Here is a 23564-nt window from a genome sequence, read left to right as displayed (position 1 = left end):
CATGCCGGGTATTTTCTTTTAGTGCGAAAGCTCTGTTCACTGTTCTTTTTCCTCATTATCGGCAGTTCTACAACCATTTCCGCACAGGAATTGCCTGTGAGTGCCAAACCGCAAGCGACGGTGGTCGTCAAAGAGGAGCCGACCGGCACCGAACTCGTGGATATCACAATGCTCGACCCGAACTTTCCGAAGCCAGTGCTCCAAAAAGTCATTGAAGGCATCGGGCTTCAACTTGGCGTCGCTCCCAAAGGCGTTTATGTGTTTGACGACGCTTTTGGGAAAGAGGCGAATCAAAAATTCGTTAAAGCCAGATTTGGCGTTAGTGGCCTGATTGACCGATCGACCGGAGCGCTGAATCTGCAAGTTCTGGCGAAAGCGTTCTCGGGCGAATTGGCGCCCAACACGATCAAGACTTTTTCTGTTGTGTTCGACGGCGAAATTCCCACTGCCCGAACCCTGCGCAGCTATTCGAGCGATGCAGTGGTTGTGGACGGCAAATTTAGCTCGAATCCCCCCAGCATTGAATATCTTATTGCGCTTCGGACCCAAGAGACTGAAAAGATCGAAATTCCACTGAGGCACGTTCCACCGCCAGTCGTGCCAGAACAATCCTCGAGCAGTAATGCAGTGCCAATGAACGTTTTGATCGCTATCATCGTCATTGGTTCGATTTCCGCCGGGCTCTTGGTATACTTCATCCTGCTCGGGCGGAGCGGAAAATCCAGCCATTGAAGTTGACCTATGCCAGACGCAGCAACAGTTAATATCCACGAACTCGTCCTTCTCGGGTTCGAAATGAACGCTTCAGACTTGATGATCAAGGCTGGATCTAAGCCACGATTTAAGCGCAATAGCGAGATTCAAGACGTACCTGGCGACTGGCCAGTGCTCACCCAGGCCGATAGCCAGCGATTGCTCTATGGCTTGATGACTCAAAAGCAGATTCAGCGATTTGAAGATCACATGGAAATGGACCTTGCCTTCCAGGTTGGGGACTCCTGCCGTGTGCGATGCAACATTTATCGCGAGCGCGGTGGCGCAGCTGCAGTCATGCGAATTATTCCGATGAAAATTCGGACTCTTGAAGAGCTTGGCCTGCCGCCGGTTCTGCGAGAAGTCACTAAGCATCGACAGGGATTGGTCCTCGTGACGGGTCCTACGGGTTCGGGAAAGACCACGACCCTCGCTGCTTTGATCGATATCATCAACGAGCAGCGGCCTTGCCACATCGTCACGATCGAAGACCCGCTCGAAATTGTCCACTCCGACAAGACCGCGTATCTTTCTCAACGAGAAGTCGGAATCGACACTGAAGACTTTATGCCGGCGCTCCGAGCTGTTGTTCGTGAAGCTCCAGACGTAATTCTGATCGGTGAAATGCGCGATACGACCACCATGCACGTGGCGTTGACCGCAGGCGAAACCGGTCACTTGGTTTTCTCAACCGTTCACACCGCTTCCGCTTACGAAACTCTGGACCGTGTGATCAACATGTTCCCACCACACGAAAAGGCTCACCTTTGCCAGCGACTTGCGAACTCGCTTCGCGCGATTGTCGCCCAGAAGCTCGTTCCTCGCGCTGACGGCGCCGGACGTGTGGTTGCAAACGAGATTCTGATCGTGACCCCAACTGTCCAAAAGGCGATTGAGGATGGCCACTTTAACGACCTCTACGCCATGATGAATGAGGGCGGTTTCTGGGGCATGCAGACCATGAACCAATCGCTGGTGCGCTACGCCAAAGCGGGAATCATCAATGAGCAAACGGCGGTTCAATATGCCGGTGTGGTTTCTGAGCTCAAACAGCTCCTCCGCCGCTAAGTTGAACTCATTGGAACTCGTCGCGCCAGAGAACCGGGAATCCGGTTTTTCTGGCGCGATTTGCGTTTGATTGACTATTTTTGCAACCTAAAATGATTGATCCCGGTTTGTTTTCAGAAGAAGATCGTCCAAGCACGGGAAGCTCTGTCCGCCAGATATTCGAACACGGTCTGCTCACGCTAAAGCGCGGTGGTCAGATTCCGAACGCCGTGACCACCTTCCAGACATGGGGGAATCTCAACGAGACCAAGGATAACGTCATTTGGGTTTGTCATGCCATTAGTGGAGACTCGAATGCCGCGGGTTGGTGGCCCAGGTTTATCGGAGCAGGGAAGCCGCTAGACACCGATCAGTATTTCGTGGTGTGCTGCAATGTGATCGGGGGATGTCAGGGATCAACCGGCCCTGACGGATTCGGCGCTACTTTTCCGTTCATTACCGTCGAGGATATGGTCCATGCCCAGCGGCAAGTCATGGATTCTCTTGGAATTCGGGATATTCAATTGGTTTGTGGCGGGAGTATGGGCGGGATGCAAGCCCTCGAATGGAGCCGACAAGAACCTCTTCGCGTTAAGAGGGTCTGGGCAACGGCAAGTGCAGGAACCCATTCGGCGATGCAGATTGGGTTCAACGAGGTTGCGAGACAGTGCATCATGCGCGATCCTAAATGGCTGGGTGGAAACTACGCGCCGGATGATCCACCTGCTGAAGGTTTAGCGCTCGCCAGGATGTTGGGGCACTTGACTTATCTGAGTCCCGAGGCGTTCGAGGCAAAGTTTGGTCGGGAGCTGCAAACTGAGGGGGTGGTGGTGCCACGGCAAGATGCGGAGTTTGCTCAGCGCGAAGTATTCCAGGTTGAAAACTACTTGGCGCATCAGGGCCAAAAGTTTGTCGCGCGGTTCGATGCCAATACTTTCATTGTCGTATCGAATGCGATCGACGGCTACAAGTTTGAACCAGTCTCCGACGGTTCGACGAGATTCTTACTCACCTCATTCTCCACAGATTGGCTCTATCCCCCTGTGCAATCGGAATTACTGGCGGCGGAATTGACTGCAGCTGGATGCGAATGTCGACACGTCAACATCGACTCGAAAATGGGGCACGACGCATTTTTGCTCGATGATCAAGAGCAAGCGCGTGTTGTCCGCGAGTTTTTAGCCGATTGAGTCTCGGTGATATCCTGTCGTGGCACCGATCCAGGTGTCTTGCGTGTTCTTGCTCACGCTACTGAGCAATCCCCGAGTGAGTCGAACGAGCGTACTCGCGAGCACCGGCTTTTCATCCCAAAGGTACATCAACCGCACTTCGCCCTTCGTTCGCCCGGACGGAGTTTCTAAGAATTCAGCGTACTTCACCTTTCTTTGCAAGAGCGTGGCGGCTGGGTCTGGCGCGGCGAGAATATCTTCCTTTGTCGGGTTCACGTTTACACCCGCACCAGCGAATGAGTACAAGGGTTTCAATACAAAGTTATCCAAATCATCGGGAATCTCGGATAAATCTGAGACAAACCAGGACTCTGGTACCGCTTCATGTTTGAGGAACGGCAGCGTGTGCTTGCTAAGTTTGTGGAACCAGTTCGGATGCGCGATCCACTCGACTTCAATTTCATCAGTTGGGTGGAACTTTAGCGGCAAGTTCTTGGACTTTAGGTCATCAAAAATGACTCTGTTATAGATCCTGTGGATCGGAGTGGGTTTGCCTTCACGAAGGTACATCAGCGTGGTGCCTTCTTGCCATACCTCGCTGATGCAAACTGGCGCGATTCCGAGCAGACGTTCTGTGCATTGAAAGTCAATCTTGGTGCGTTGCTTGCTTGGCTCAATCTCTAAAAGCACCACATTTTCGATCGGGCAGTTGCCAACGATCAGCTTCTTGAGCGCGGCTAAGAAGCTCTCGCGATTGTGCCCCGAAAAATACTGCGTCCATCCATCCGGCACAAGTCCAGCGGTGCGGTAAGCCGTGTCGAGCTCGCTTTGGTAGCAAAACATCGACGCGAAACCCTGTAGCTCGATTAGCTTTGGGACGAGACGCCCATTCTCCTCCGCGATGGCAAAGTCGATCTGAAGAAACGATGGATGCGGCGCAGGGTTTGGGACCTCTTCACCGGCAGGAATCGCGGTCTTTGCGTGCGCCTCGAACTCGGGCGTTTGAATCTGTGTGATGATGGAATCGCAGGCATCAATCGCCATTTGAGTCCATTCGTCAGTCAGGAAAACTGGGGTTTCGCAGATTCGAAACTCGGTCTTCCACTCGTACGGATCGTTGACTGCCGATACGACTTTGTCGTACTTTTGCGCGGAGAATAGCTCGTTGAATGCGGCGCGGCCAGCGGAATCCATCCGCTAATGCTACACCGTAGAAAGCGCTTGCCGCAGGAACCCTGGCAGAACGTGTTCGTGGGTTCGATGGACCTTGTCAGGATCGCCGACGCTCTCACGAATCTTGTCAATCCGATCCACGCCATGGCGACCAGCGAGTCTCTCGAGGGCGTCGACGTCGTTCAGGTAAGCCGACATGCTATCGTCATCGGCTTCAGGATGGAACTGGGTTCCGACGATTTCCGGTGTGAATCGGATCGCCATTGCCGCACGCTCAAGGGGAACGTGAGGGCGTTCGCGCTCGATAGCGATCACTTGGGCGCCGAATGCATCCATTGCAAGCCGATTGGGGTGAACGACCTGCCAATCGCGGGAATCGATGACCCAAAACGGATTTTCCAGCCCAGAAAACAGCGGATCGTGCTCACCTAGGGCGGTCTTGTTCATGGGGTAGATGCCAAAAGCTGGCTTCTGCCTTTCGGTGACGTCTGCGAGATTCCACGCCAGACAAGCCATTTGGTAGCTGTGGCAAATCAAGAATGCGTGTCGAAGTGGCTCCGATTCGGCTCGGTTCAGAACGAGGAGTTCATCGAGAAAGCGGAACCAGCCCTTTCCCCAATCGTGAGTAAGGCACTCGTGTGGATCGCCTGGCCCACCCGAACAGATGAACAATCGGTAATCGCGAACAGTGGGGAATTCAGATCGTTGTCGGACGTCAAAAACATCCATCTCGAGGCCTTCCTTTTTGATCAGATCCTCGATACAGCGCATGCCTTGATTGGCAACGCCGTTGTACATATCCAAAACCGCAATTCGATTGGAGCTCAAGCTATTCCTTAGACCCTTAACCCATCACCGGTGGTTCTGTTCCCAGTCCGAAATGGGTCTCTTGAATGATATATTCCATAACCTTTTCGAGGGAGCCGGTCTCCTTGAACACTTTGCGCTGCCGAGTGGCACCGTTGCCCTCCTTCACCATTTTCTGCAAATAGTCCATTTCGGCTTGGGTACCGAACTCTTCGACTGCATCAGCTACAAACTCGGCGAGTTCCTCAAACAACACTTCGTACGGCACCTCGGTTTGCTTTGCGAAATCGATGAGCTTTCCACGAGTTCCAAATCGTGCCGCCCGGAATCTGTTCTCGTCGAGCATCATCCTTCGATAAATTCTAAAAGTTAGGTTTGATTGGTGTAACTTGTACAAAGTGCCAACAAGAGCTTGGATGAGTGCGGCCAAAGCGATGGTCTCATCAACTCGCATTTGCACGTCGCACATTCGGAATTCGATGGTATCAAACGTCGGATGTAGACGAAGATCCCACCAAATCTTTTTTGGATTGTCGAGACAGTTGAGCTTGACCAGGAGCTTGACGTACTCTTCGTATTCTCCCAAGCTGTAAAAATGTTGGGGCAGTCCTGTGCGGGGGAAGCTCTCAAAGACCTTGACTCGGTAGGAGCTCCAATCGGTGTCTTGGCCCAGCCAGAACGGGCTGTTACAACTCAGTGCGAGGATGTGGGGGACGAAGTAGCTCGCTGCGTTGATCACCTGAATCGCGGCATTTCGGTCAGGAAAACCAACGTGTACATGCAGCCCGAAGATCAGGTTCTTCCGCGCGACGTTACCGAGTTCCTCGACCAAGCCTTCATACCGTTCGTGATCCGTGATTTCTTGGTCCAACCAGTGGCTGAATGGGTGCGTGCCTGCGCTGGCGATGGTAAATCCACGCGCCTTGGCGACCTTAGCAAGCTCGGTTCGAAGTGTGGTGACTTCTTTTCGAGCGGCGGGGATATCTGCGCAGATGCCTGTTCCCGTTTCAACGACAGATTGGTGCATTTCGCGGCGCGCGCTCTCTTTGAGCACGATGTTGCCATCGCTAAGCACTTCCTCGATATGGGATCGCAGCTCCTTGGTTTTGGGATCAACGATCTGGAATTCTTCTTCAATCCCGAGACTGAAAAAGCCCTTTTTGTGCAATTTTGCCATGTTAAACTATCCTTTTTTGGTTGCCTTAGTGGAAGTTTTCGCGACGGCTTTGTCGGGTATTTGTAGCGAGACGGCGTTGCCGGCTACGGAGTCTTTCATGAACTGGCCCCAGTTCAAATTCATTCGCCCGAACTCGTGGTTCTTGGCCTTTTCGATCAGCATATCGGCGGCGTTTTCAAGAATCCATTCGAAGTTCGCTTCTCCAACGCTATGAATGTCGGCGTCTGGCGCCGGGTTGCAGAAGTCGATCGCGTAGGGGATTCCATCGCGGATCGCAAACTCAACGGTGTTGAAGTCGTATCCGAGCGCACGATTCAGCGCAATGACGCCGTTTCGAACCTTTTCATAGGTCTTGGGCTCAATCGGAATATCCTCTTGAACGTACCGGCGATGATGCGGCTCTTGTGGGGCATAGCGCATGATGTGCACACGGTCTCCAGCAAGGTAGTAGCAGCGGAAATACTCGGTGAATTCGATATTCTCCTGCAGCATCATCGTGAGCTGACCAGTCTGGTTGTAGACATGGAAGAACTCGTGCATGTTGTGAATCTTGTAGACGTTCTTCCAACCTCCGCCAGCGAACGGCTTGAAGAAAGCAGGCCAGCCAACATATTCAAACATCGCTTCCCACTCCAGAGGGAAGGTCAAGTTTCTGAAGCTGTCCGATTCGGTGTCGGGCGGGCGCTGGTTGCTCGGCAGAAGCACCGTTTTTGGCACGGCCACACCGATTTTCTCGGCGAGACAGTTATTGAAGAATTTCTCATCGGCGCTCCACCAGAACGGGTTGTTGCATACTGCCGTGCTGTTGAGAGCAGCGTTCTTGAGCCAGGCTCGGTAGAAAGGCACGTCTTGGCTGATGCGATCCAAAACGACCGCGTAGTCCGTTTGTGCAGCCTGAACGCATTGACCAATCGACACTGGTTCAGCGACCACGCCTCGCACTTTTCGACTGTTGATACGCTCAACTAGTGTGTACGGAAAGGTGTTTTCACGGCCAAAAAGAATCCCAATTTTTTTCATATGCCCCTCAAGGCGTAATGATACAGGATTGGGATTCTCTTTGGTGATTTCAGTGGAATTCTATTCAGGCTTTTTGAACTGTTTGAGCATTCCGTCCGCGATGGCTTTCTCATTCGGCGAAGCTTGGGGGTTCCGCTCGATGGCGTAGCTCGTTCGTTGAGATTGAACTGGTTTCACGGTGACGTCGAGCCGAGTTCCGTCTCTCTCGACGGTGACCTTAATAGGTTTGCCCAATTCCAGCTTTTGAGTCACCTCGCTAAAGCGAGTTTGTCGGGCCCTAGCTGAGTCTCCCGTGATCTCCTGATCGTTCAGGGCGATGAGTTTGTCGCCAATGGCGACGGTACCTTGATTGGAGGCATCAACCCGAGTGACGGTCATGCGATCTGCACCCATCGAATTGCCCACGTCGAACCCGACATCTTGAGTGTTTTGGATCGTCGCCGAGACCATGTATCCCGCCTGGGACAGGATTTTCTCTGCACCCATGTCGCCGGGGGTCATGACGACTTGGTCGTAAAGCTTGCCGCCATTGATTCCGGCAACCTTTACGATTTGCTTTCGAATCTCGTCTTCTTTGAACCCAGGCTTATCGTTTTTGGTCATGTTCCAGAGCGCCTTCAAAACATCGTCCAGCGACTTTTTGCCCCTGGTTTCGGTCCGAATTCCGGCGTCCAAAATGAACCCTGCAATCCAACCTTGGTTGTAATAGCTGATGAGATAGCCGTTGCTGTTTCCGCGTCCATTTGAGGCTTCGCCAACGCGCATGCTGGACATGAATGGACTGATCTTGGTGTATGCCGGATTGCGGCGCACGGCGTTCAGGTTGTTGCTCGCCGAAGTCATGTAGCTAGGCAGATCGGTCCAGCCGTAGCGATAGAGCAAATTGCTAGCGTAATAGTCGGTCACGCCTTCGAGCCACCACAACGCGCCGGTCTCTGGCAACACGGTGTAATCAAACGGGCCGAGAACCTTCGATCGAATTCGTTTCACGTTCCAGAGGTGGAAGAACTCGTGGCTCAAGACCGAAACTGCGCGAGGGCCAAGACCCGCGGCCAAACTGATTTGAGTGCTGCTGAGGTGCTCCAAACCACCAGCACCATCTTGGGCGGTGTTGACGTCAAAGTGCCACACATATTTGTTGTACGGCGCCCCACCAAAGAAGTCGGTTTGCATATCACTGACGAATTTGCATGCTTTGATCAGGTTGGCGCGGTTGATGGTGTTTCGTCCGACGCCCCGCATGACGATTTCGTGAGGCTTTCCAAGCGTGGTGTAGGTATCTACCAGCAGTTTGCCTGCGCTGACTGGATTATCGGCCAGGACATCATAAGTGGCTGCGGTGAAGACATTTTTGGTCGGGCCAGTCACGGCGTCAAGCCCCACGTATACTCCCCAATTCTCGGGCGCGTTCACGATCAGCTTGCACTTTTCATTCTTGCGATTGACTTCGTAAATGTATGTCGGAGGGCCGCTCCAGTGCATTACATCTTCAACCGATCGCAAAGGTACGTCGTAGCTCAGAGTCGTCTCTGCAGCCGGAGCGATTGTCCATGTGCAGATTTGGTTGTTGGCGATCTTTTGGTCCGGAACATCGCCGTAGATTTTCTGCGCAACGACAATTTCCTGCTTGATATCGAGCGGCTTACCCTGAGGGTCAAAAGCCTTGAGGTCGGTGACCTGCTTGAAGTTGTCGCGCAAAACGTATGCGCCTGGCGCCCAATTCGGGATTTGAATCTTGGCACCTATCTGGGTCTTCGGAATATGGACGGTCACATGAAGCGCGTTGGAATCCGGTTTAAGGTCCACGGTGTAGGTGATTTCTGCAAAGGCAGCGGACATCAAGACGGCCGAAAGCGAAAGGACTAAAACGCACTTCATGGCGTTAATTTACAGGAAAACTGGTTGACTTCGTGCCCTGATTTCATTGCGAGCCTTGTTCGATGCCAAAATGTGGCGTGATTTCGAACTCGCCTGAACGTTGGAATTGGCTTCGCCCCAGTTTGTTGGCTGTTCGAAAGTGCCTGCTCCCGGTCTTGCTCATCCATGCTGTCTCGATCGCGCTGGTTGTGGCTTATTTCCGAATCCCTGCTCTGGCAACTTGGGCGAGTTCTGTTGGTGCGCTAAAGGACCGAACTGGCTTTGTAGGCGCATTCATTGCGGGTGCCATCGCGGGTGGGATCCTCAGTGAGATTGCGAAGGCGGTCACCGGAATGAGCGGTCCGTGGAATCCGAAGTATGCGCGGAGAGTCGCCTGGACCGCGTTTGTTTATGGCGTCGTTGGAATCTGCATTGATGCGCTGTACCAATTGATCGCACTGTTGTTTGGTCACCGGAGCGATGTCGGGATGGTGCTGATCAAAGTCGGGTTTGATTTGCTCGTCTACACGCCGCTCGTGACCATCCCTTTGGCCGCCGCACTGCTCAGTTGGATGAAGCTGGATTTCGCCCGAGGATTTTGGAAGCGGGCGATATCTTGGCGGTTCTACAAAGCAAAGGTTCTGATGACATTGCCGCTGTGTTACGCCTATTGGGTGCCGATTTGCTGCTGCCTCTATGCGCTACCACTGCCGATTCAGTTTCCTTTCGCCGTGTTGATGGAATCGGCTTGGAGCATCATGTTTGTGTTCCTGTTCGCGGATGCTGGGGATTCGGCTGAGGACTGGTAAACTCGTTCGCATGAGCCTCGGCACGTTTTCGTACCCACTTCCAGCAAATGAACCCGTTCTCAGCTATGCACCGGGTTCGCCAGAACGAGCAGCGTTAAAAGCCGCCATCGCCAATCTCAAGGGTGCGCCGGATGATGTTCCGATGTTCATCGGCGATCAAGAAGTACGTACCGACAACAAGGTGACGATGCATCCGCCACACGAGCGACATCACGTTCTGGGCACATTTTCGATGGGGGATCGATCGCACGTGGGGCAGGCGATTTCTGCTGCATTAAAGGCGAAGCCAGCATGGGAAGCGATGAGCTGGGAAGATCGCGCCGGCATCTTTTTGAAAGCGGCTGATCTGCTCGCCACCAAGTATCGCTACGTTCTAAACGCGGCAACCATGTTGGGGCAAAGCAAGAACGCGTTCCAAGCCGAAATTGACAGCGCTTGCGAATTGATCGACTTTCTCCGATTCAACGTCCACTTCTTGAGCGAGATTTATAAGCAGCAACCGGTTAGCGCGCCAGGAATGCACAATCGAATGGAGTGGCGTCCGCTTGAAGGATTTGTTCTCGCGGTCACACCGTTTAACTTCACCGCGATTGCCGGCAACTTGCCGACCAGTGCAGCGATGTGCGGCAACGTGGTCGTGTGGAAACCAGCCAACACCCAGGTTTATTCCGCTCAGTGGATCATGCGGATTCTGAAGGAAGCAGGACTTCCCGATGGCGTGATTAATCTGGTGTATGTCAGCGGCCCGGTGATTGGCGATGTTTGCTTCGCGCACCGTGATTTTGCGGGAGTCCACTTCACTGGTTCGACCGGGGTTTTCAATTCCATGTGGAAGACCATCGGCGAGAACATTCCGAACTATCGAACCTATCCGCGGATCGTTGGCGAAACAGGCGGGAAGGATTTTGTGCTTGCTCACCCGAGCGCTGATCCAAAGATCGTCGCTACTGCATTGCTTCGCGGGGCATTCGAATATCAAGGTCAAAAATGCTCCGCTGCTTCACGCGCTTACGTACCTAGCAACATCGCCGAGGAAGTGAAGAGGCTCCTGGTCGAAGGCATCAACAGCTTCAAGATGGGCTCAATCGAGGATTTTGGTAACTTCGTTAACGCAGTCATCGATGAGCGGTCGTTCGATTCGATTGCGGCCTACATCGAGAAGGCCAAAGCCGAAGGGGGCGAGATTCTTGTTGGCGGAGGAGTAGACAAGACCGAAGGCTTCTTCGTTCAACCGACCGTGATTGTCACGAGCAATCCGAAGAGCATCACCATGTGCGAGGAGATTTTTGGTCCCGTTTTGACCTTGCACGTCTACGATGCGAATGACTTTGAAGGCGCGCTGGATCTCGTCGATTCGACCTCTCCTTACGCGCTCACTGGTGCAGTGATCTCTACCAATCGCGCAGCTATTGCACGAGCGACCGAGAGACTGCGATATGCCGCTGGCAACTTCTACATCAACGATAAGCCAACAGGCGCAGTGGTTGGGCAACAGCCCTTTGGTGGCGCGAGAGCGAGCGGCACCAACGACAAGGCTGGGTCGATGTTGAATCTATATCGGTGGCTGAGCGCGCGAACGATCAAAGAGACATTCAATCCGCCCACTGATTACCGGTACCCGTTCCTGAAAGCGGACTAGTACGCGGTGTAGCTGACGCCGTTTGAATCGGTACCGGTCGCACTCGACCGGATGTAACCGCTTCGTCCGGGTAGATAGGTGAAACTGGTTCCACTGATCGGATCGTTGACGAGTTGCCTGAGGTAGGGTCCTCGCCAAACGCGCGAATCGATCGTCACGGTGGTGGTTCCATCGGCTGCGAATCCGTTATCTGGTGCGCGTGTGACTGTGAGGTCCGAAAGGCTGGCGGGCCAGCATTGGTTGTCTGAGACGTAATTCCCGAGTGCGGTCCGAACCGTGGCCAATTCTGCGCGGAGCGCGTTTTCACGCGTGCCGAGCGCTGAGCGAGACATTCGCGCCGATGCGAGTCCTGCAATCACAACCATGATCGTGAGCGCCGCTGTGTATTCAACTAGCGTAAAGCCACGACGTCTCATGGACCGAGCCTCCTCACACAGATGTTGTCTAGCGCCCAAGATTCGTCGTTGAGCCATTGCAGACCACCCGATTGATATTGGGCATCTTCGCCATAACCTTCAAACCTCAAAACCAAGTCTCCGCCGGGGTGCTGCCACTCAAGTCGCGAGTTTTCGACGAGTCCGCATCCGCTGTAACTTGCGCCTAGCCGCTGTCCGTAGTACGCGCAACCGGTGGTGTAATACCGACTGGTGATCGCGCCGTTTGTAATCAATGGATTCGGTACGTCTTGCGGCGAGATATCTAGAAGTGTTGTGCCGTTGGCCTTCACTCGGAGCCGGTCAGGTCCCCAGCCCCAGTCGCCGTCCCACGAGTAGAGGAAGATGAGATCACCATAGAGCACGAGTTTTCCAGCCGCAACATTCGTAAGAGTGAGTTGCGCATAGCTGGTATTTCCTCCGTTTCCGATGTTGGAAAAGTCGCCCAGAATCTTTCCGTAGCCAGGGAAGTTTGCCACGCCGTTCACCGGAACCTGGTTACCTTGAGGTCCGTTGCCATGACCGCTGTTTCGGATGTCGTTCCAAGTCCAGCTGGATGCAGAGCCGCCTTCAAAATCGTTGAAATACACCAGATTTGTTGGTGCGCCGGGAGTGACCATGTTGTTGGGAATCTCTTGCCAACTCTGCCCTGGGTACGACCACTGAAGGCTCAGGACTTCGAGCCCACCGCCTTCTTCGTATTCGACATAAATGGGTACGTTTTGACCAGAGGTCAGGTTGACGGAGCCTGAGTTTGAGGTACCGGTAGACCACTTCCAGTTACCCGTAACAAAGGTGTTGTCCACCCACATTCGCGCGGAATTGTCATGTTGCGTTCGGAATGAGTAGGTCCCAGAAACTGGTGCGATGAAATTTCCATGGTAAGTCGCCCACTTCGGATATGCAGTCCCAGCAACGCTCCAGTTAGTGGCACTTTGATTCGGCCTTCCGGGAGTCGGTTCGATTCTCCGGTGGTTTACAAATGGGATTGTTGTGGCTGATTCGTGCACTTCTGCGATACCCACCTGTATTCCAAACTCCGCGAGGAAGCCGTTGTTTTGAGCGGCCTCAGAGCTGCCCATCCAAGCGACAGCATCGATTGGAGGTTCGCGGTTGCTACTGTCATTGCCGTAAAACGTGATGTTGAGCGGGTCTGTCGAAGTCTTGATGTTCGTCCCGCCGGTGAAAGCGTCGACATCAATGAGTACCGCTGTGACCACCGTATTTGCCCCAAACGGTTCGGTCCCACTGGCGAACGCTGTTTTGTAAGTTGTGTACGGGACGTTTATTTTGTTGATGCCAGTCGTCCCGCTGAGAGCCGCGACAATACGGTTCAGACCTCTCGAAACTTCGAGCGTGGAGTAGTCCCATGTCGCTGCCGAAGAACTGTCTTTGACCATGAACGCCAGGATCTCGTAGCTATCGAATTGAGCCGCGGTTAACCCAAGCGCAGTTCTCATGCTGGCCACTTGAGCAGCGGTGTAGGTCGTCGCGGTGCGGAATCCGGTTGCAGTCACTGTGATCGCAGTCGAGAATGACTTCGACATGACGGCGGTAGTGAAATTCGGCGTTGAAGTCAGATTCGCCTGGTTGCCACCAAAGTTGTCTGACGCATAGGCGACTCCAGCCCAGTTCATCGTTTTGCCAGCTGAAGGCATCGAAGCATAGTCTTGGAAGTAGAAACTTCGGCCATTGATGACCACGGTTTGATTGATCTTGACGAGCGAGCTACCCGCCGTCACAAGCGCGGCAGTGCCGGAGATCGTCGCGTTACCAACGGTTCTAGAAATCGTGTAGGGAAGTGTGATGGCTGATCGTGCGGCAAGGTCACGCACGATGGCCACGGAGATATCCGCGGCGGCTCGAGCGCGAAGCGTGCCTGAGTTGCGCATCGTTGTGGTACCAGCGATTCCGACGACTCGTACAACTCCCCCGATGAGCGCAGCGGCAACGACGCTGAGGATTGTCGCATAGATCATCGCACTTCCACGGCGCTTCAAAATGCGTTCCTCCACATCACGGAAACGGTCCGACTGATTCCAACTGTATCTTGATTGGTCGTGGTGGTCGAGTTTCGGTTGCGATCTCGGATCAGAGAACCTGACGAGAAATTGAGCACCGTCGCTCTCTTCGCGACGTCAATCGTGAAAGTGAACGAAGAGATCGTGCTCCAGCGCGATCGACCCGAACCCGGGTAGGCGGGATTGACGATAAAATTCTGATCGACGGTATCGGGGCGGTAGTCCGAATTGAACTTGTCCCGCGTGCTCGTTCCTCTGCAAAGCGTCGTTCCAGTAGCACTGGCAGCTCCGGTGTTATTACCCCAGTAGTACCAAACGAAGCGGTCTGGAACGGTTTCTAGCTCACCGTTTGTATTGACCGAATTTGGAGCGTTCGACTCCTGGATCGAGGGGGCGACTGCTGAGTCGATATCGACGTCCTGGGCGCAAAGGAGCACTGTCGCGCCGTTGGCCAGCACTCGCGACTCGCAATAGGTGGATGCCTCGATATCCTTGCGGACGATTTCAAACAGTTGTTCGGTCTGGGTGAGCATTTCAGCCCGTGTGCCACTGACTCCTGTGCGATAGGCAACGTGGTTCCAAGTCAGCGTCCCAGCGACCACAACCGAACCGATCAGTGATGCGGTTAAGACCGTTTCTAACAGAGTCAGCGCGAGGCGGGTTCGTCTCATGGCTTTTCGATGATCTGAATTCCATGCAGAGGGACTGTTGCCGATCCCTGCCAAATGTACACAAGCACGTATGAGTCCGTAAGGTCGCGCTCGATGAACGTGTTTTGGTCGACGACAAATTGACGTCGTGACGTGTCGCTTATCCCTGGGACGCTAAGGGTCCTGGTTGGACGATTGTTGATCGTCAGCGAATAACTTCCAGTAACTCCTGATGCGCCAAGCCCGGAGTAAATGATCAAATCATATTTGGCGAATGGGACCGGAGAGATGTAGAACAGTGAAAACGAACCGCTTGAATTTGAGAGTCCGGAGCCGAAGAGGTTAACAAAGTTTTGGCCTGGGCTATTGGCTGAACTCGCTGGGATAAGGTTGTCCGTGAATTGAGTTGTTTGCGCGCCCCACGCGATGATAGTTCCCGTGAAGGAGCCGCCTGCGGAGTCCAGCATTGATGAGTACGAGAAGTAGAATGCTGTGTTGATAACGTTCCAAGTCGGCGCAGGAACCATCCCCAAGAACGCGTTTTGACTAATCGCGGGGGAGCTTGAAGATGCGAGCTTGAAACTGGCGATTCGTGGGCGGGCGTTTTTGTTAAAAGCGCTGTTGACCACCACGGATCTGGAAGTCGGGTCGTTCCAAGTCGCTGTGGTCGAGGTCATCACGACGTTGCTTGTTTCGGATGCAACGGAGTAGGTGGTGTCGATCGAGACGTTGCCCTTAACACCGGGGAGGGTTGTGACCGTCGAACTCGTGCCGGTTGTTGGAATGGTGTTTGCCCGGGCGGTCGCACGGATGTTGACCAACTGCGTGCGAACCCGATCTAGAACCTGCTGTTCGACCACATCGGTTCGGCCACGATCCGAGATAAATCGAGTAGCGGAAGTCGCGGCCAAGCCCACCGTAGCCAGCAATGTGGCTGCGATCACGGTTTCCAGCAGGGTGGTCCCCCCAATTTTGCGAGGATGCATTACTAGGGATTATCGGCATTCGGCCTCAGGTTTTTAGTCTGTGGGGGTTGTGGCCATAATACAGGTGCGTATGAGCCTGACCCCAATTCGGCAAGCCACTCCACCGACAACAAAAAGAATGTCGAAGGGTGCGCTTCGTGCCTGGGTTTTGTTGCTAGTGCATCTCGCGTTCGCGATTCACATTTGGCATTACCATTCCACCGGTTCTTCTCTGTCTCCGGTCGAGCCAAGCGAAGCGATGATGACGCTGGAACAGGGCATGGTGAACGCTGGGTTCATCTTCTTTGTCCTCGCGATCCTCTCGACACTTTTCTTCGGAAGGTTCTTTTGTGGATGGGGATGCCACATCGTTGCGCTCCAGGACGGCTGCACCTATCTTTTGAAGCGCGCGAGAATTCATGTCAAACCGTTTCGATCTCGAACGCTTGCATGGATCCCATTCCTAACCTTCTTTTACATGTTCGTATTTCCGCAGTTCTTGCGGATTTATCAGGGGCGGCCCGCACCAGCCTGGGTTTATCACTTGGAGGCCAAAAGCTTTTGGGCTACATTCCCGAACCTGCCGATAGCAATTCTCACCTTTGTCGTTTGTGGTGGTTTGGCAGTGGTGCTTCTGGGCAACAAAGGGTTTTGTACTTACGGATGCCCTTACGGTGCAGCATTCTCATTTGCAGATCGATTTTCAAAGAAGCGAATTCGCGTGACCGAGGATTGCGCTCAGTGCGGCGAATGCACAAAGGTTTGCTCATCCAATGTGCGGGTTCATGAGGAAGTCAAGCAATTCAAGATGGTCGTGGATTCCGGCTGTATGAAGTGCCTCGACTGCGTGAGCGTCTGCCCGAATGGCGCCTTGTACTATGGTTCTGGTGCGACTTCTGCGCTTCGGCTAAAGCCCGATCGAAAATACGATTTTGCACTCGGCGCCGATCTCGCGATCCTGGCTGCATTTGTTATCGGGTTCTATGCGTTTCGAAACCTGTTCGACCTAATTCCTCTTTTGCTCGCCATCGGATTGTCGTCGATTACGGCGATGCTGCTGGTGGTCTGGGCGCAGGTTCTGACAGGAAAGCACGCACGGCTTTTCCGTTGGCAACTGAAGTCTGCCGGGAAGGTCACTGGTGCTGGCGCCCTATACACCGTTTTTGGGATCGGGACAATTCTGTTCTTGGGCTATGCGAGCTTGGTGCAATTCTATGTCCATTCGGCACATAGCGATCTCGCCGTGGCGCAAGAGATTTTTGATTCGAATGACAAAACTCAAGAATCTACCGCGCTCGCTGCTGCACATCGAAGCTACGTCAACCTGAAGGAAGCTAAGCGGATTTCGCCGCTTGTCGTCCCAGAGTGGGAATGGCAAATGGGCAATTTGCAAGTGTTTATCGGCAACGAGGAGCTTGCGCAGCGCCATTACAAGGATTCTCTCACGGCAGATTCTGGGCAAATCAATGTTCTTCGCGACCTGTACAACTCGTATTTCCGGACGTCCAAGTTGCCGGAGGCGGGCCAAATCGCTGATCAGTGGGTGAAGCTGGCTCCCAAGAGTGAGCCGGCAATTCGAGCACGAATCCAATCGTTGGTGGCTCTCGGGCAGACCGATCTCGCTGAGAATTCGTTGCGAGATTTGCTTGAGATTGTCCCGAACGATCCTATGGCGAACGGCGTTTTGGGGTCCTTGCTCGCTCAAGGTGGGGACTTTGAAACCGGTATCAAGATGTTAGAGGTTGCAACGTCGGCGGAACCCAAGAATCCGATTCATTGGTACAACCGCGGAGTTGCGGAAGCAGGGAAGGGCCGAACCAAAGATGCGATTCGATCGCTTATGACCGCAACAGAACTCGCTCAGAGCCCATCTGGTCCAGTGCAAAAGCTCGCAGAAATTGCAATTGATGCGGAAGAATCGGAGCTAAGATTACGCGCACTAGAGCAATGCGTTGACATCCTCTATGAAGATGAAGAGTTAGTCAAAATTTGGGCGGCCGCTGTTGTGAAATCCGGGCAGAAACGTGACGCGCTTCTCCGCTTAAAAAGTTCACCCGCTGACCAGAAAAAAAGATCAATGCTGAACTCAATTTCAGGTGATTCCCAGTAAAAATACTAGATTGTCTAGGTACCGGTTGTCCTGGCATGAAACCCGACATAAAATAGCCCAGATAAGTCCGTATTAACGGGCATTCCTGTTCTTTGGGAAAGCAATTATGAATACTAAAAAGTGTGTATTGGCGGCTATATTGGTCGCCTCTGTTGGAGCCGCGCACGCACAACAGACTTGGAAGGTCACGGGCGGTACCGCCTCGATGAACTTCAACTCGCACCGAATGGATGCCTTTGGCCTCCGATTGAATTCGGTCAAGTCTACTGCTGTAGGCAGCTTCATGGAGGATCCGGTTGGGTTCGCCGTTGATAGCGCAAAAACAGACATCTCATTCGGAACCGTTCAAAGTCTGTTCCACCATGTTAATTCGGGCTCCATCAAGCTGAAGGGCGGTTTCACAATGTCGACCGCTTCAGGCGCGACGCTCAACTTCACCGACATGCAGGTGATCCCGTTGGCCAGCGCTCCAGATGGCGGTTGGAAATTGGTCGGTACTGTAACCGGTTCGAACGGAAAGTCCTGCAGTTTCGTTACTTCTGCTTTCCAAGTGAACTTTGATTCGGTCAACAAGAAGATCGAATTGATGGGCGCGGATTACAAGATTTCGAAGGAAATGGCGACCATGCTCCGCATGCCTGAAGCCAATTCCGAATGGATCGGCTCGTTCTCGTTTGTTTTGGACGTCGCTTGGGTCGGTGGTCTCACCAACGATCCGCTTCCAGTCCCATCGGGCCACGGTGGCGGCGGAAGTCGAGCTGGCATCTACGACGTCAGCATTTCGGCCCTGGGCTCGCTTTCATCAGCTGGCCGCGGAACCACAGCCTATCCAAACGGCGTTAGCGGTTTGACCATGTCCACTACGTCCTGTAACTCTGGAACGGTGACGATTCCTTGGCAGACAAGCGGCTTTAGTTTTGACTCCGTACTACAACCCAATCACCCAGTGATTTGTATGAACGTCTACCGAATGGTTGGCACCAAGTTTGAGCAGATCGGTGAAGGCTATTTGAAGCACGGTTGGTACGCAACAAACGCATCCTCTTGTGCTACTGGAACTTGCGGAACTCCTGGTGGATACGCTCTCGGCGCAAATTGCACCGATACGTATGGCACTGGAAACAACTCCGACCGAACTCAGCTTGGACCACGAAACGAAGTCAACCCATTTACCGGCGTATGGACTCCAGAAGGATCCTGGTTCGCGAATGGCGGTATGGACCGCGTTCGCCGAATGAACGGTACGCAGAAGCGCGATCCAGTCACGGGTGTCGTTTCGAATCTTAACCTGACCGGTGAGCAGAATCGACTCCAAGTTCGAGACCAAGACCTGTTGGCTGGCGGTTCGTTGCGATACGAAGCGTATTACATCACCGCAGACGACTACAACAAGTACAACAACCTCTGCTACCGAGTGGCGACTGCTGCTTGGAGCGGTACGACTTGGAACTTCACCACGACCGGTTCGTTGGTGCAAGGCCCAGCGATCTATTCTTGGACGGGTTCGACCAACACGATCGCTACTCCTCGAACAGAAGGTGATGTGATTGTTGCGGTCTATGTGACCAACCTTGGCAATGGTCGATACAACTACGACTACGCTGTGTTCAACCTGGACATGGATCGCCAAATCGATGGCTTCACCATTCCTGTCGACAACGCGTTGAACGTGACGAACGTTCAATTCCGAGACATCGACACCAATGCGGCTAACGATTGGACCTACACTCACACTGGCGACAAGTTGACATTCTCGATGCCAACGAGTCCAACCAATGCCATTTATTACGGCCGAACCTACAACTTCCGATTGGAAGTCAATGCGGCTGCAACTCCTGGCACTTTGAAGTTGGATCCATTTAAGGCTGGTAGCAACCCTAACTTCTCTGCAACTTTGTCGGTTCCGACTCCTGTTGCAGAAACGATTAGCGGTACTGCCAATCTCGGAACCTATTCCGGTGGTGCGATCAACATGACTGCACGCCTGACTCCAGTCGGCGGCGGAACTGCATCGAACATCCCTGTGACGGTCAACCCGAACGGCACGTTCTCGTTCCAAACCACTCTGCGCGGTAACTACGACCTCGCTCTCAGTGGCGGCACGTTCTTGCGACGCGGCCCTGCTGGTTCGTTGAATCTGACTTCGCTCGGCGTGAGCGGCGTCTCGATCGCGATGGTCAACGGCGACGTGAACAGCGATGGAGAAATCGGCTCGACTGACTTCGATGCTCTGGTAGCTAACTTTGGCAACTCTGGCGTCGGCGATGTTGATGGCGATGGTGAGGTCGGCTCGACTGACTTCGATATCGTGGTCGCCAACTTCGGCGAGAGCGACATTCCTTAAGGAATATCGAGACAAAACGATTCGAGCGGCTGGAAATATCCAGCCGCTCGTTTTTTCGTAAGTATTTCAGATCAATGGAAGACGAACGTTGACCCTGGAGCACCGCCGTTACTCGTATTGGTGGCGGTCACAGGAGAGCCATTGTAGGTGTTTCCAGTGAAGTGGTAAGTACCGTTTGCTCCAGTCTCCGTTCGAAGTGCATGTGGTGCCTGCCCTGTGAAGGTGCAAGAAGTAAAGCTGGCATTCCACGCTCCACCGCTACCAACACCCCAGAACTTGACTGGAGGGATCGAAGGGTTGTAGTTGTTGAACCCGCAGCTCTGGAAGGTGAGGGAGCAAGGATTGGTGATTCCGCCGACCTCAATGACACCGTTACCGGAGAGCAGTTTGTTTTGGAAGACCGTGTTCACGAATGTTCCGCTACCTAGCTTAGAAGGAGTCGTCGCGACATCGTTGATGAATTCCAGCGTCTTGCCGGGGAGCTCGTAGTTGCTTATGATCGCTTGTTCCGTCCGCAGTGAAATCGGTCCGATTGGTCCTGTTGGAATCCCGAAGCCATCTTGGTTTGTAAAAATCAGAATCCGCTGAGCCGTGATCGGTTCGGATGGGTGATAACCTCTAATCAGGACATCTTCGGCGTTGGAGTTGATGACAAGATCCTTAAACGCGCTGCAGTTGATGATTCTGAGATCCTTGCCTCCGCGCCGGTAGCTGGAGTTTCCGAACTTGAACTTGTCGGCGGTGCAATTTTCGTAGGTGATCCGTTTTTCGCCGCAACCGTGGCTGACGTCGAAAGACCCTCGCCCTGGAGGAATCGCACAGTTCGAAACATAGCCATCCATGGCGCCTGATTGGAAAATTATGCCAACCTGCATGTCCTGCATCGTCGAGTTGTAGGTCGAAGTAAACCGAGTAGCAGCGAATTCGATGCCATAACCAAGGTCCTTGGTGTTTCCCTCCGAGATCGTTGCGTTCTGGATTGTGACCCGCTTGCTCATCATCACGTTGATGCCGGAATTGCTGAATCCCTTAACTCTAACATTATCGATATTGATGTCTTGCGCGAGTCCTACTACGAACGCTTTTGAGACGCGATTCAATTTGCTGATAGCCGCGCGGCCATCGGTGATATCTCCCAATCGCCCGTCCATTGCAACGTTGATCACACGGATTCGAGTTGCGATCTGCCACTGAGAACTCGGCGCAGAATCTGCCTCGATCAAATAGAGTTCGGGAGTGTCGAATGCCCGCCCTATTGGCTCGGCCAGAGTCAAAGTTGTTCCGGATTGCCCAGTTACTTTGATGAGTTCGCGCTTAAATTGGAAGGTCGTGATGCCGTTCGAGTGGCGAACGATATCATTTGTCGGATGCGCCCCAACGATGGCGTAGGTACCAGGAGGGCATGTCGTGGCCGAACTGAGTTGCAGTGTGCTCGCCCCTTCTGAAGCTGGCTGGATGTTGAATTTTTGGAACGCTGCAAACGGAGTATTTGAAAAAGCGAATGTGTTTTGATTTCCAATTAACAAGAGCGGGAAGTCCGCAGCAGAAGAGCGAATCAGCTTTGTATTATCCCCGCCGATCAACGTAAAGTCGCGCGCGGTGCTCGGGATTGTCAGCGAACTCTTCAGCGTGATCGTGGTGTTCGGGAGTACAAAAAATGGCATGCCGCTCGACAATGCCGCATTGAGTTGGGCTTGTATGACATTGCCATCGGCGTATGCTTGTGCTCCGGCCACTTTGATCAGAGCCATGCCAAGCAAAATGCCTGTAGAAAACTTCATATTCATTGAGAGGGCTGCGCTCATAGCAAAAATGCAAAAAAACGAGGAACCTGACAATCTGCCAGTCCCTCGTATTTTGTCTTAAATTTCCTGAAAGTGTTAGTAGGATTGCGACTAAATAGTGATAATTTTCTCAGGGGCGCATTCCGACCTGAAATGCACCATAGACCTGAGTGTTCTGAAGCTGTGCACCATTATAGGTGTTGCCATTTTCGTCAGCAACTGCAACGTTAGCCGCATTCATGATCATCAGAGCATGTCTCCCGGTGGTGACGAAGCGATTATTCTTGAGAACCAGGTTGAATCGCCCTGCTCCAGTCGTACTGTTGATTAGGATCGGTGCACTATAAAGGTAGGTGTTCTCAAGCCGGCTGTTCTCGACGATCACATTTGAAGGGATGCTGGTGCTGTTCAAAAATAGTGCTGCACCAGTATTGGAAACCGTATTCTTGAACGACCAATTTCGAATGGTCAGCGTGCCGAGCGCGGGTGGTGTGTTGGTGATCGACAGCAGCTGGGTGTTTACGCCATCCAGAACTCCTCGTACGGTGGCACCGTTCTCCAGTGTGAGTGACTCGACATAGCTAAGGCCCTGTGGAACGCCGGAGCCGCCAGAGTCGGTGAACATGCGGATCACAGTTCCAGTCATGGTCTGGCCCGGATACATGCCGCGGATCACGACATTCTTGGCGCCGCCATAAATGCTGAAGCCGTCCAGAGCGGTGCAGTCTTCGATGGTGACGTCTGAAGTGCCTCGTCGATAAGAAGGATTCGCGACATTGAAGTTGGTTGCGAGGCATCGCCGGAAAGTGATGCGCTTGTCACCCGTTCCGTGACCGCCGTCGAGGCCAGTAACGACGTTGCTTGTTGCGACAACATCTTCGATCAAAGCGTCCATATTGCCGCTTTGGAAAATCGTGCCGCATCGAATCGTGCTGAAAGTGCAGTTGCGCACCGTGACCATTCGGGTGCCCATGAATTCAAGCCCGTAGCCGAGAGAGCTGAGATTGCCGTCCGAGATTCGAAGCTTCGTAGCCGTGATGCCCTTGCCGAACTGAACGCTGACCGCAGTATTGACGAAACCGGTGATGGTGAGATCATCAAGAGTCAAGTTCTGGACCATGCAAGCGACCACAGCCTTTTGCACCATCCCATTGTTGACCGTTGATCGACCAGCGATTGAGAAGTCCCGAAGGGTGATGTTTTCGGCCACGAACCGATTCGACGGAATGGCCCCATCTGGGCTCACGAGTCTCAATTCTGGATTGCCAAAATCCCGACCTAAAGGCTGATCGATGGTCAGGACATTGCCATTGATTCCAGTGACCCGAATAAGCTCGCGCTTGAACCAATAGGTCTGAACGCCATTGGAGTGGGTCACGATATCGTTCAAAGAGTGGGTTCCGATGATCGCGTACCAACCCGTTTGAGTCGGAGGAATGCCAGTCGTGGTGATCGTCGTGTCACCCTCAGCGGCTGGGTTTGCCGCGAAGCTCGAGTACCTGGAGAATGAACTGTTATCGTAGCCATATGGCGATCCGTCTCCGATTCGGATCAGTGGATAATCGGCCGTATTGGTTCGGACGAGCCGAGTGCCAGAGGCGCCCAAGATGGTCAGATTCTTGGTACCAGCCGGAATCACGATACTCTCAGTGAGGCTGATTTGACCTGCGGGCAGTCGGTAAGTGGTTTGACCCGCCGCAATGGCCGCATCGATCCCTGCCTGTACGGTCGCACCAGGAGTTTGCGCAAAACTCATGCAACCCAATACGGCTAGCACACTAACAAAGCTGATTCGAAATTTCTGT

Annotated in this window: 17 protein-coding genes and 1 pseudogene; 7 read left to right on the top strand and 11 right to left on the bottom strand. The window is 53.3% G+C overall.

Annotated elements, in window-relative coordinates; all coding sequences use genetic code 11:
- The first annotated feature begins 96 nt into the window (after positions 1 to 96).
- The 3 genes from J0L72_11460 (at position 97) to J0L72_11450 (ending at position 2990) form a co-directional block, all read left to right on the top strand.
- The gene (locus tag J0L72_11460; GenBank protein MBN8691384.1) at positions 97 to 732 is read left to right on the top strand and encodes a hypothetical protein; all 636 of its coding nucleotides are present in this window, start codon (positions 97 to 99) and stop codon (positions 730 to 732) included.
- Between the two features lie 9 nt (positions 733 to 741).
- On the top strand, positions 742 to 1821 hold the full coding sequence (locus tag J0L72_11455) for a PilT/PilU family type 4a pilus ATPase (GenBank protein MBN8691383.1): 1080 nt from the start codon (positions 742 to 744) through the stop codon (positions 1819 to 1821).
- 92 nt (positions 1822 to 1913) lie between these two features.
- Positions 1914 to 2990, top strand: a complete 1077-nt coding sequence (locus J0L72_11450; GenBank protein ID MBN8691382.1) for a homoserine O-acetyltransferase — start codon at positions 1914 to 1916, stop codon at positions 2988 to 2990.
- Here the strand turns inward: J0L72_11450 and J0L72_11445 are convergent.
- From J0L72_11445 to J0L72_11425, 5 genes and pseudogenes are all read right to left on the bottom strand, one after another.
- Entirely contained in the window at positions 2979 to 4163 is a 1185-nt protein-coding gene (locus J0L72_11445; GenBank protein ID MBN8691381.1) for a hypothetical protein, read from the bottom strand. The two genes, J0L72_11450 and J0L72_11445, sit on opposite strands and share 12 nt — an antisense overlap.
- Positions 4164 to 4172: 9 nt before the next feature.
- Positions 4173 to 4970: a GMP synthase gene (locus J0L72_11440; protein MBN8691380.1), complete on the bottom strand. Its 798-nt coding sequence runs from the start codon at positions 4968 to 4970 to the stop codon at positions 4173 to 4175.
- Positions 4971 to 4986: 16 nt separating this feature from the next.
- Positions 4987 to 6126, bottom strand: a complete 1140-nt coding sequence (locus J0L72_11435; protein MBN8691379.1) for a carboxylate-amine ligase — start codon at positions 6124 to 6126, stop codon at positions 4987 to 4989.
- An 81-nt stretch (positions 6127 to 6207) separates the two neighbouring features.
- Positions 6208 to 7146 (bottom strand): annotated as a pseudogene (locus tag J0L72_11430) (hypothetical protein).
- Positions 7147 to 7206: 60 nt separating this feature from the next.
- On the bottom strand, positions 7207 to 9024 hold the full coding sequence (locus J0L72_11425) for a M61 family metallopeptidase (protein ID MBN8691378.1): 1818 nt from the start codon (positions 9022 to 9024) through the stop codon (positions 7207 to 7209).
- A 62-nt stretch (positions 9025 to 9086) separates the two neighbouring features.
- Here J0L72_11425 and J0L72_11420 point away from each other — a divergent pair, with 62 nt between their 5' ends.
- Together J0L72_11420 and pruA are read left to right on the top strand one after the other, a co-directional pair.
- Entirely contained in the window at positions 9087 to 9812 is a 726-nt protein-coding gene (locus J0L72_11420) for a hypothetical protein (GenBank protein MBN8691377.1), read from the top strand.
- Positions 9813 to 9822: 10 nt separating this feature from the next.
- Positions 9823 to 11451 (top strand): L-glutamate gamma-semialdehyde dehydrogenase, encoded by a 1629-nt coding sequence (gene pruA, locus J0L72_11415; protein MBN8691376.1) that lies wholly within the window; start codon positions 9823 to 9825, stop codon positions 11449 to 11451.
- Here pruA and J0L72_11410 read toward each other — a convergent pair.
- The 4 genes from J0L72_11410 to J0L72_11395 are packed head-to-tail and all read right to left on the bottom strand — an operon-like array spanning position 11448 to position 15542.
- The gene (locus tag J0L72_11410; GenBank protein ID MBN8691375.1) at positions 11448 to 11867 is read right to left on the bottom strand and encodes a prepilin-type N-terminal cleavage/methylation domain-containing protein; all 420 of its coding nucleotides are present in this window, start codon (positions 11865 to 11867) and stop codon (positions 11448 to 11450) included. The two genes, pruA and J0L72_11410, sit on opposite strands and share 4 nt — an antisense overlap.
- On the bottom strand, positions 11864 to 13885 hold the full coding sequence (locus J0L72_11405; protein ID MBN8691374.1) for a hypothetical protein: 2022 nt from the start codon (positions 13883 to 13885) through the stop codon (positions 11864 to 11866). The genes J0L72_11410 and J0L72_11405 overlap by 4 nt, the downstream gene beginning before the upstream one ends.
- Positions 13882 to 14577, bottom strand: a complete 696-nt coding sequence (locus J0L72_11400) for a hypothetical protein (protein MBN8691373.1) — start codon at positions 14575 to 14577, stop codon at positions 13882 to 13884. The genes J0L72_11405 and J0L72_11400 overlap by 4 nt, the downstream gene beginning before the upstream one ends.
- Complete coding sequence (locus tag J0L72_11395) at positions 14574 to 15542, bottom strand: hypothetical protein (GenBank protein ID MBN8691372.1); 969 nt, start codon at positions 15540 to 15542, stop codon at positions 14574 to 14576. Before J0L72_11395 ends, J0L72_11400 begins: the two co-directional genes overlap by 4 nt.
- Positions 15543 to 15612: 70 nt before the next feature.
- On the opposite strand from J0L72_11395, the gene J0L72_11390 reads away from it, so the two are divergent.
- Both J0L72_11390 and J0L72_11385 read left to right on the top strand, forming a co-directional pair.
- Complete coding sequence (locus J0L72_11390; protein MBN8691371.1) at positions 15613 to 17631, top strand: tetratricopeptide repeat protein; 2019 nt, start codon at positions 15613 to 15615, stop codon at positions 17629 to 17631.
- Between the two features lie 106 nt (positions 17632 to 17737).
- On the top strand, positions 17738 to 19975 hold the full coding sequence (locus tag J0L72_11385) for a hypothetical protein (protein ID MBN8691370.1): 2238 nt from the start codon (positions 17738 to 17740) through the stop codon (positions 19973 to 19975).
- 71 nt (positions 19976 to 20046) lie between these two features.
- On the opposite strand, the gene J0L72_11380 is transcribed toward J0L72_11385, so the two are convergent.
- Together J0L72_11380 and J0L72_11375 are read right to left on the bottom strand one after the other, a co-directional pair.
- Positions 20047 to 21756, bottom strand: a complete 1710-nt coding sequence (locus J0L72_11380; protein ID MBN8691369.1) for a hypothetical protein — start codon at positions 21754 to 21756, stop codon at positions 20047 to 20049.
- Positions 21757 to 21889: 133 nt separating this feature from the next.
- Positions 21890 to 23515: a right-handed parallel beta-helix repeat-containing protein gene (locus J0L72_11375; protein MBN8691368.1), complete on the bottom strand. Its 1626-nt coding sequence runs from the start codon at positions 23513 to 23515 to the stop codon at positions 21890 to 21892.
- Positions 23516 to 23564: the final 49 nt, after the last annotated feature.

Source organism: Armatimonadota bacterium, assembly GCA_017303935.1.
Lineage (GTDB): Bacteria > Armatimonadota > Fimbriimonadia > Fimbriimonadales > Fimbriimonadaceae > JAFLBD01.
This window is presented reverse-complemented; position numbering and strand designations above follow the sequence as displayed.

What these genes read in the sequence shown, in the direction of transcription:
- J0L72_11455 (MBN8691383.1), top strand. Translation starts at nt 742, where the DNA reads ATGCCAGACGCAGCAACAGTTAATATCCACGAACTCGTCCTTCTCGGG.
- J0L72_11410 (MBN8691375.1), bottom strand. Translation starts at nt 11,867, where the DNA reads ATGAGACGTCGTGGCTTTACGCTAGTTGAATACACAGCGGCGCTCACG.
- J0L72_11445 (MBN8691381.1), bottom strand. Translation starts at nt 4,163, where the DNA reads ATGGATTCCGCTGGCCGCGCCGCATTCAACGAGCTATTCTCCGCGCAA.
- J0L72_11450 (MBN8691382.1), top strand. Translation starts at nt 1,914, where the DNA reads ATGATTGATCCCGGTTTGTTTTCAGAAGAAGATCGTCCAAGCACGGGA.
- J0L72_11395 (MBN8691372.1), bottom strand. Translation starts at nt 15,542, where the DNA reads ATGCATCCTCGCAAAATTGGGGGGACCACCCTGCTGGAAACCGTGATC.
- J0L72_11425 (MBN8691378.1), bottom strand. Translation starts at nt 9,024, where the DNA reads ATGAAGTGCGTTTTAGTCCTTTCGCTTTCGGCCGTCTTGATGTCCGCT.
- J0L72_11380 (MBN8691369.1), bottom strand. Translation starts at nt 21,756, where the DNA reads ATGAAGTTTTCTACAGGCATTTTGCTTGGCATGGCTCTGATCAAAGTG.
- J0L72_11385 (MBN8691370.1), top strand. Translation starts at nt 17,738, where the DNA reads ATGAATACTAAAAAGTGTGTATTGGCGGCTATATTGGTCGCCTCTGTT.
- J0L72_11420 (MBN8691377.1), top strand. Translation starts at nt 9,087, where the DNA reads ATGCCAAAATGTGGCGTGATTTCGAACTCGCCTGAACGTTGGAATTGG.
- J0L72_11435 (MBN8691379.1), bottom strand. Translation starts at nt 6,126, where the DNA reads ATGGCAAAATTGCACAAAAAGGGCTTTTTCAGTCTCGGGATTGAAGAA.
- pruA (MBN8691376.1), top strand. Translation starts at nt 9,823, where the DNA reads ATGAGCCTCGGCACGTTTTCGTACCCACTTCCAGCAAATGAACCCGTT.
- J0L72_11375 (MBN8691368.1), bottom strand. Translation starts at nt 23,515, where the DNA reads ATGAGTTTTGCGCAAACTCCTGGTGCGACCGTACAGGCAGGGATCGAT.
- J0L72_11400 (MBN8691373.1), bottom strand. Translation starts at nt 14,577, where the DNA reads ATGAGACGAACCCGCCTCGCGCTGACTCTGTTAGAAACGGTCTTAACC.
- J0L72_11390 (MBN8691371.1), top strand. Translation starts at nt 15,613, where the DNA reads ATGAGCCTGACCCCAATTCGGCAAGCCACTCCACCGACAACAAAAAGA.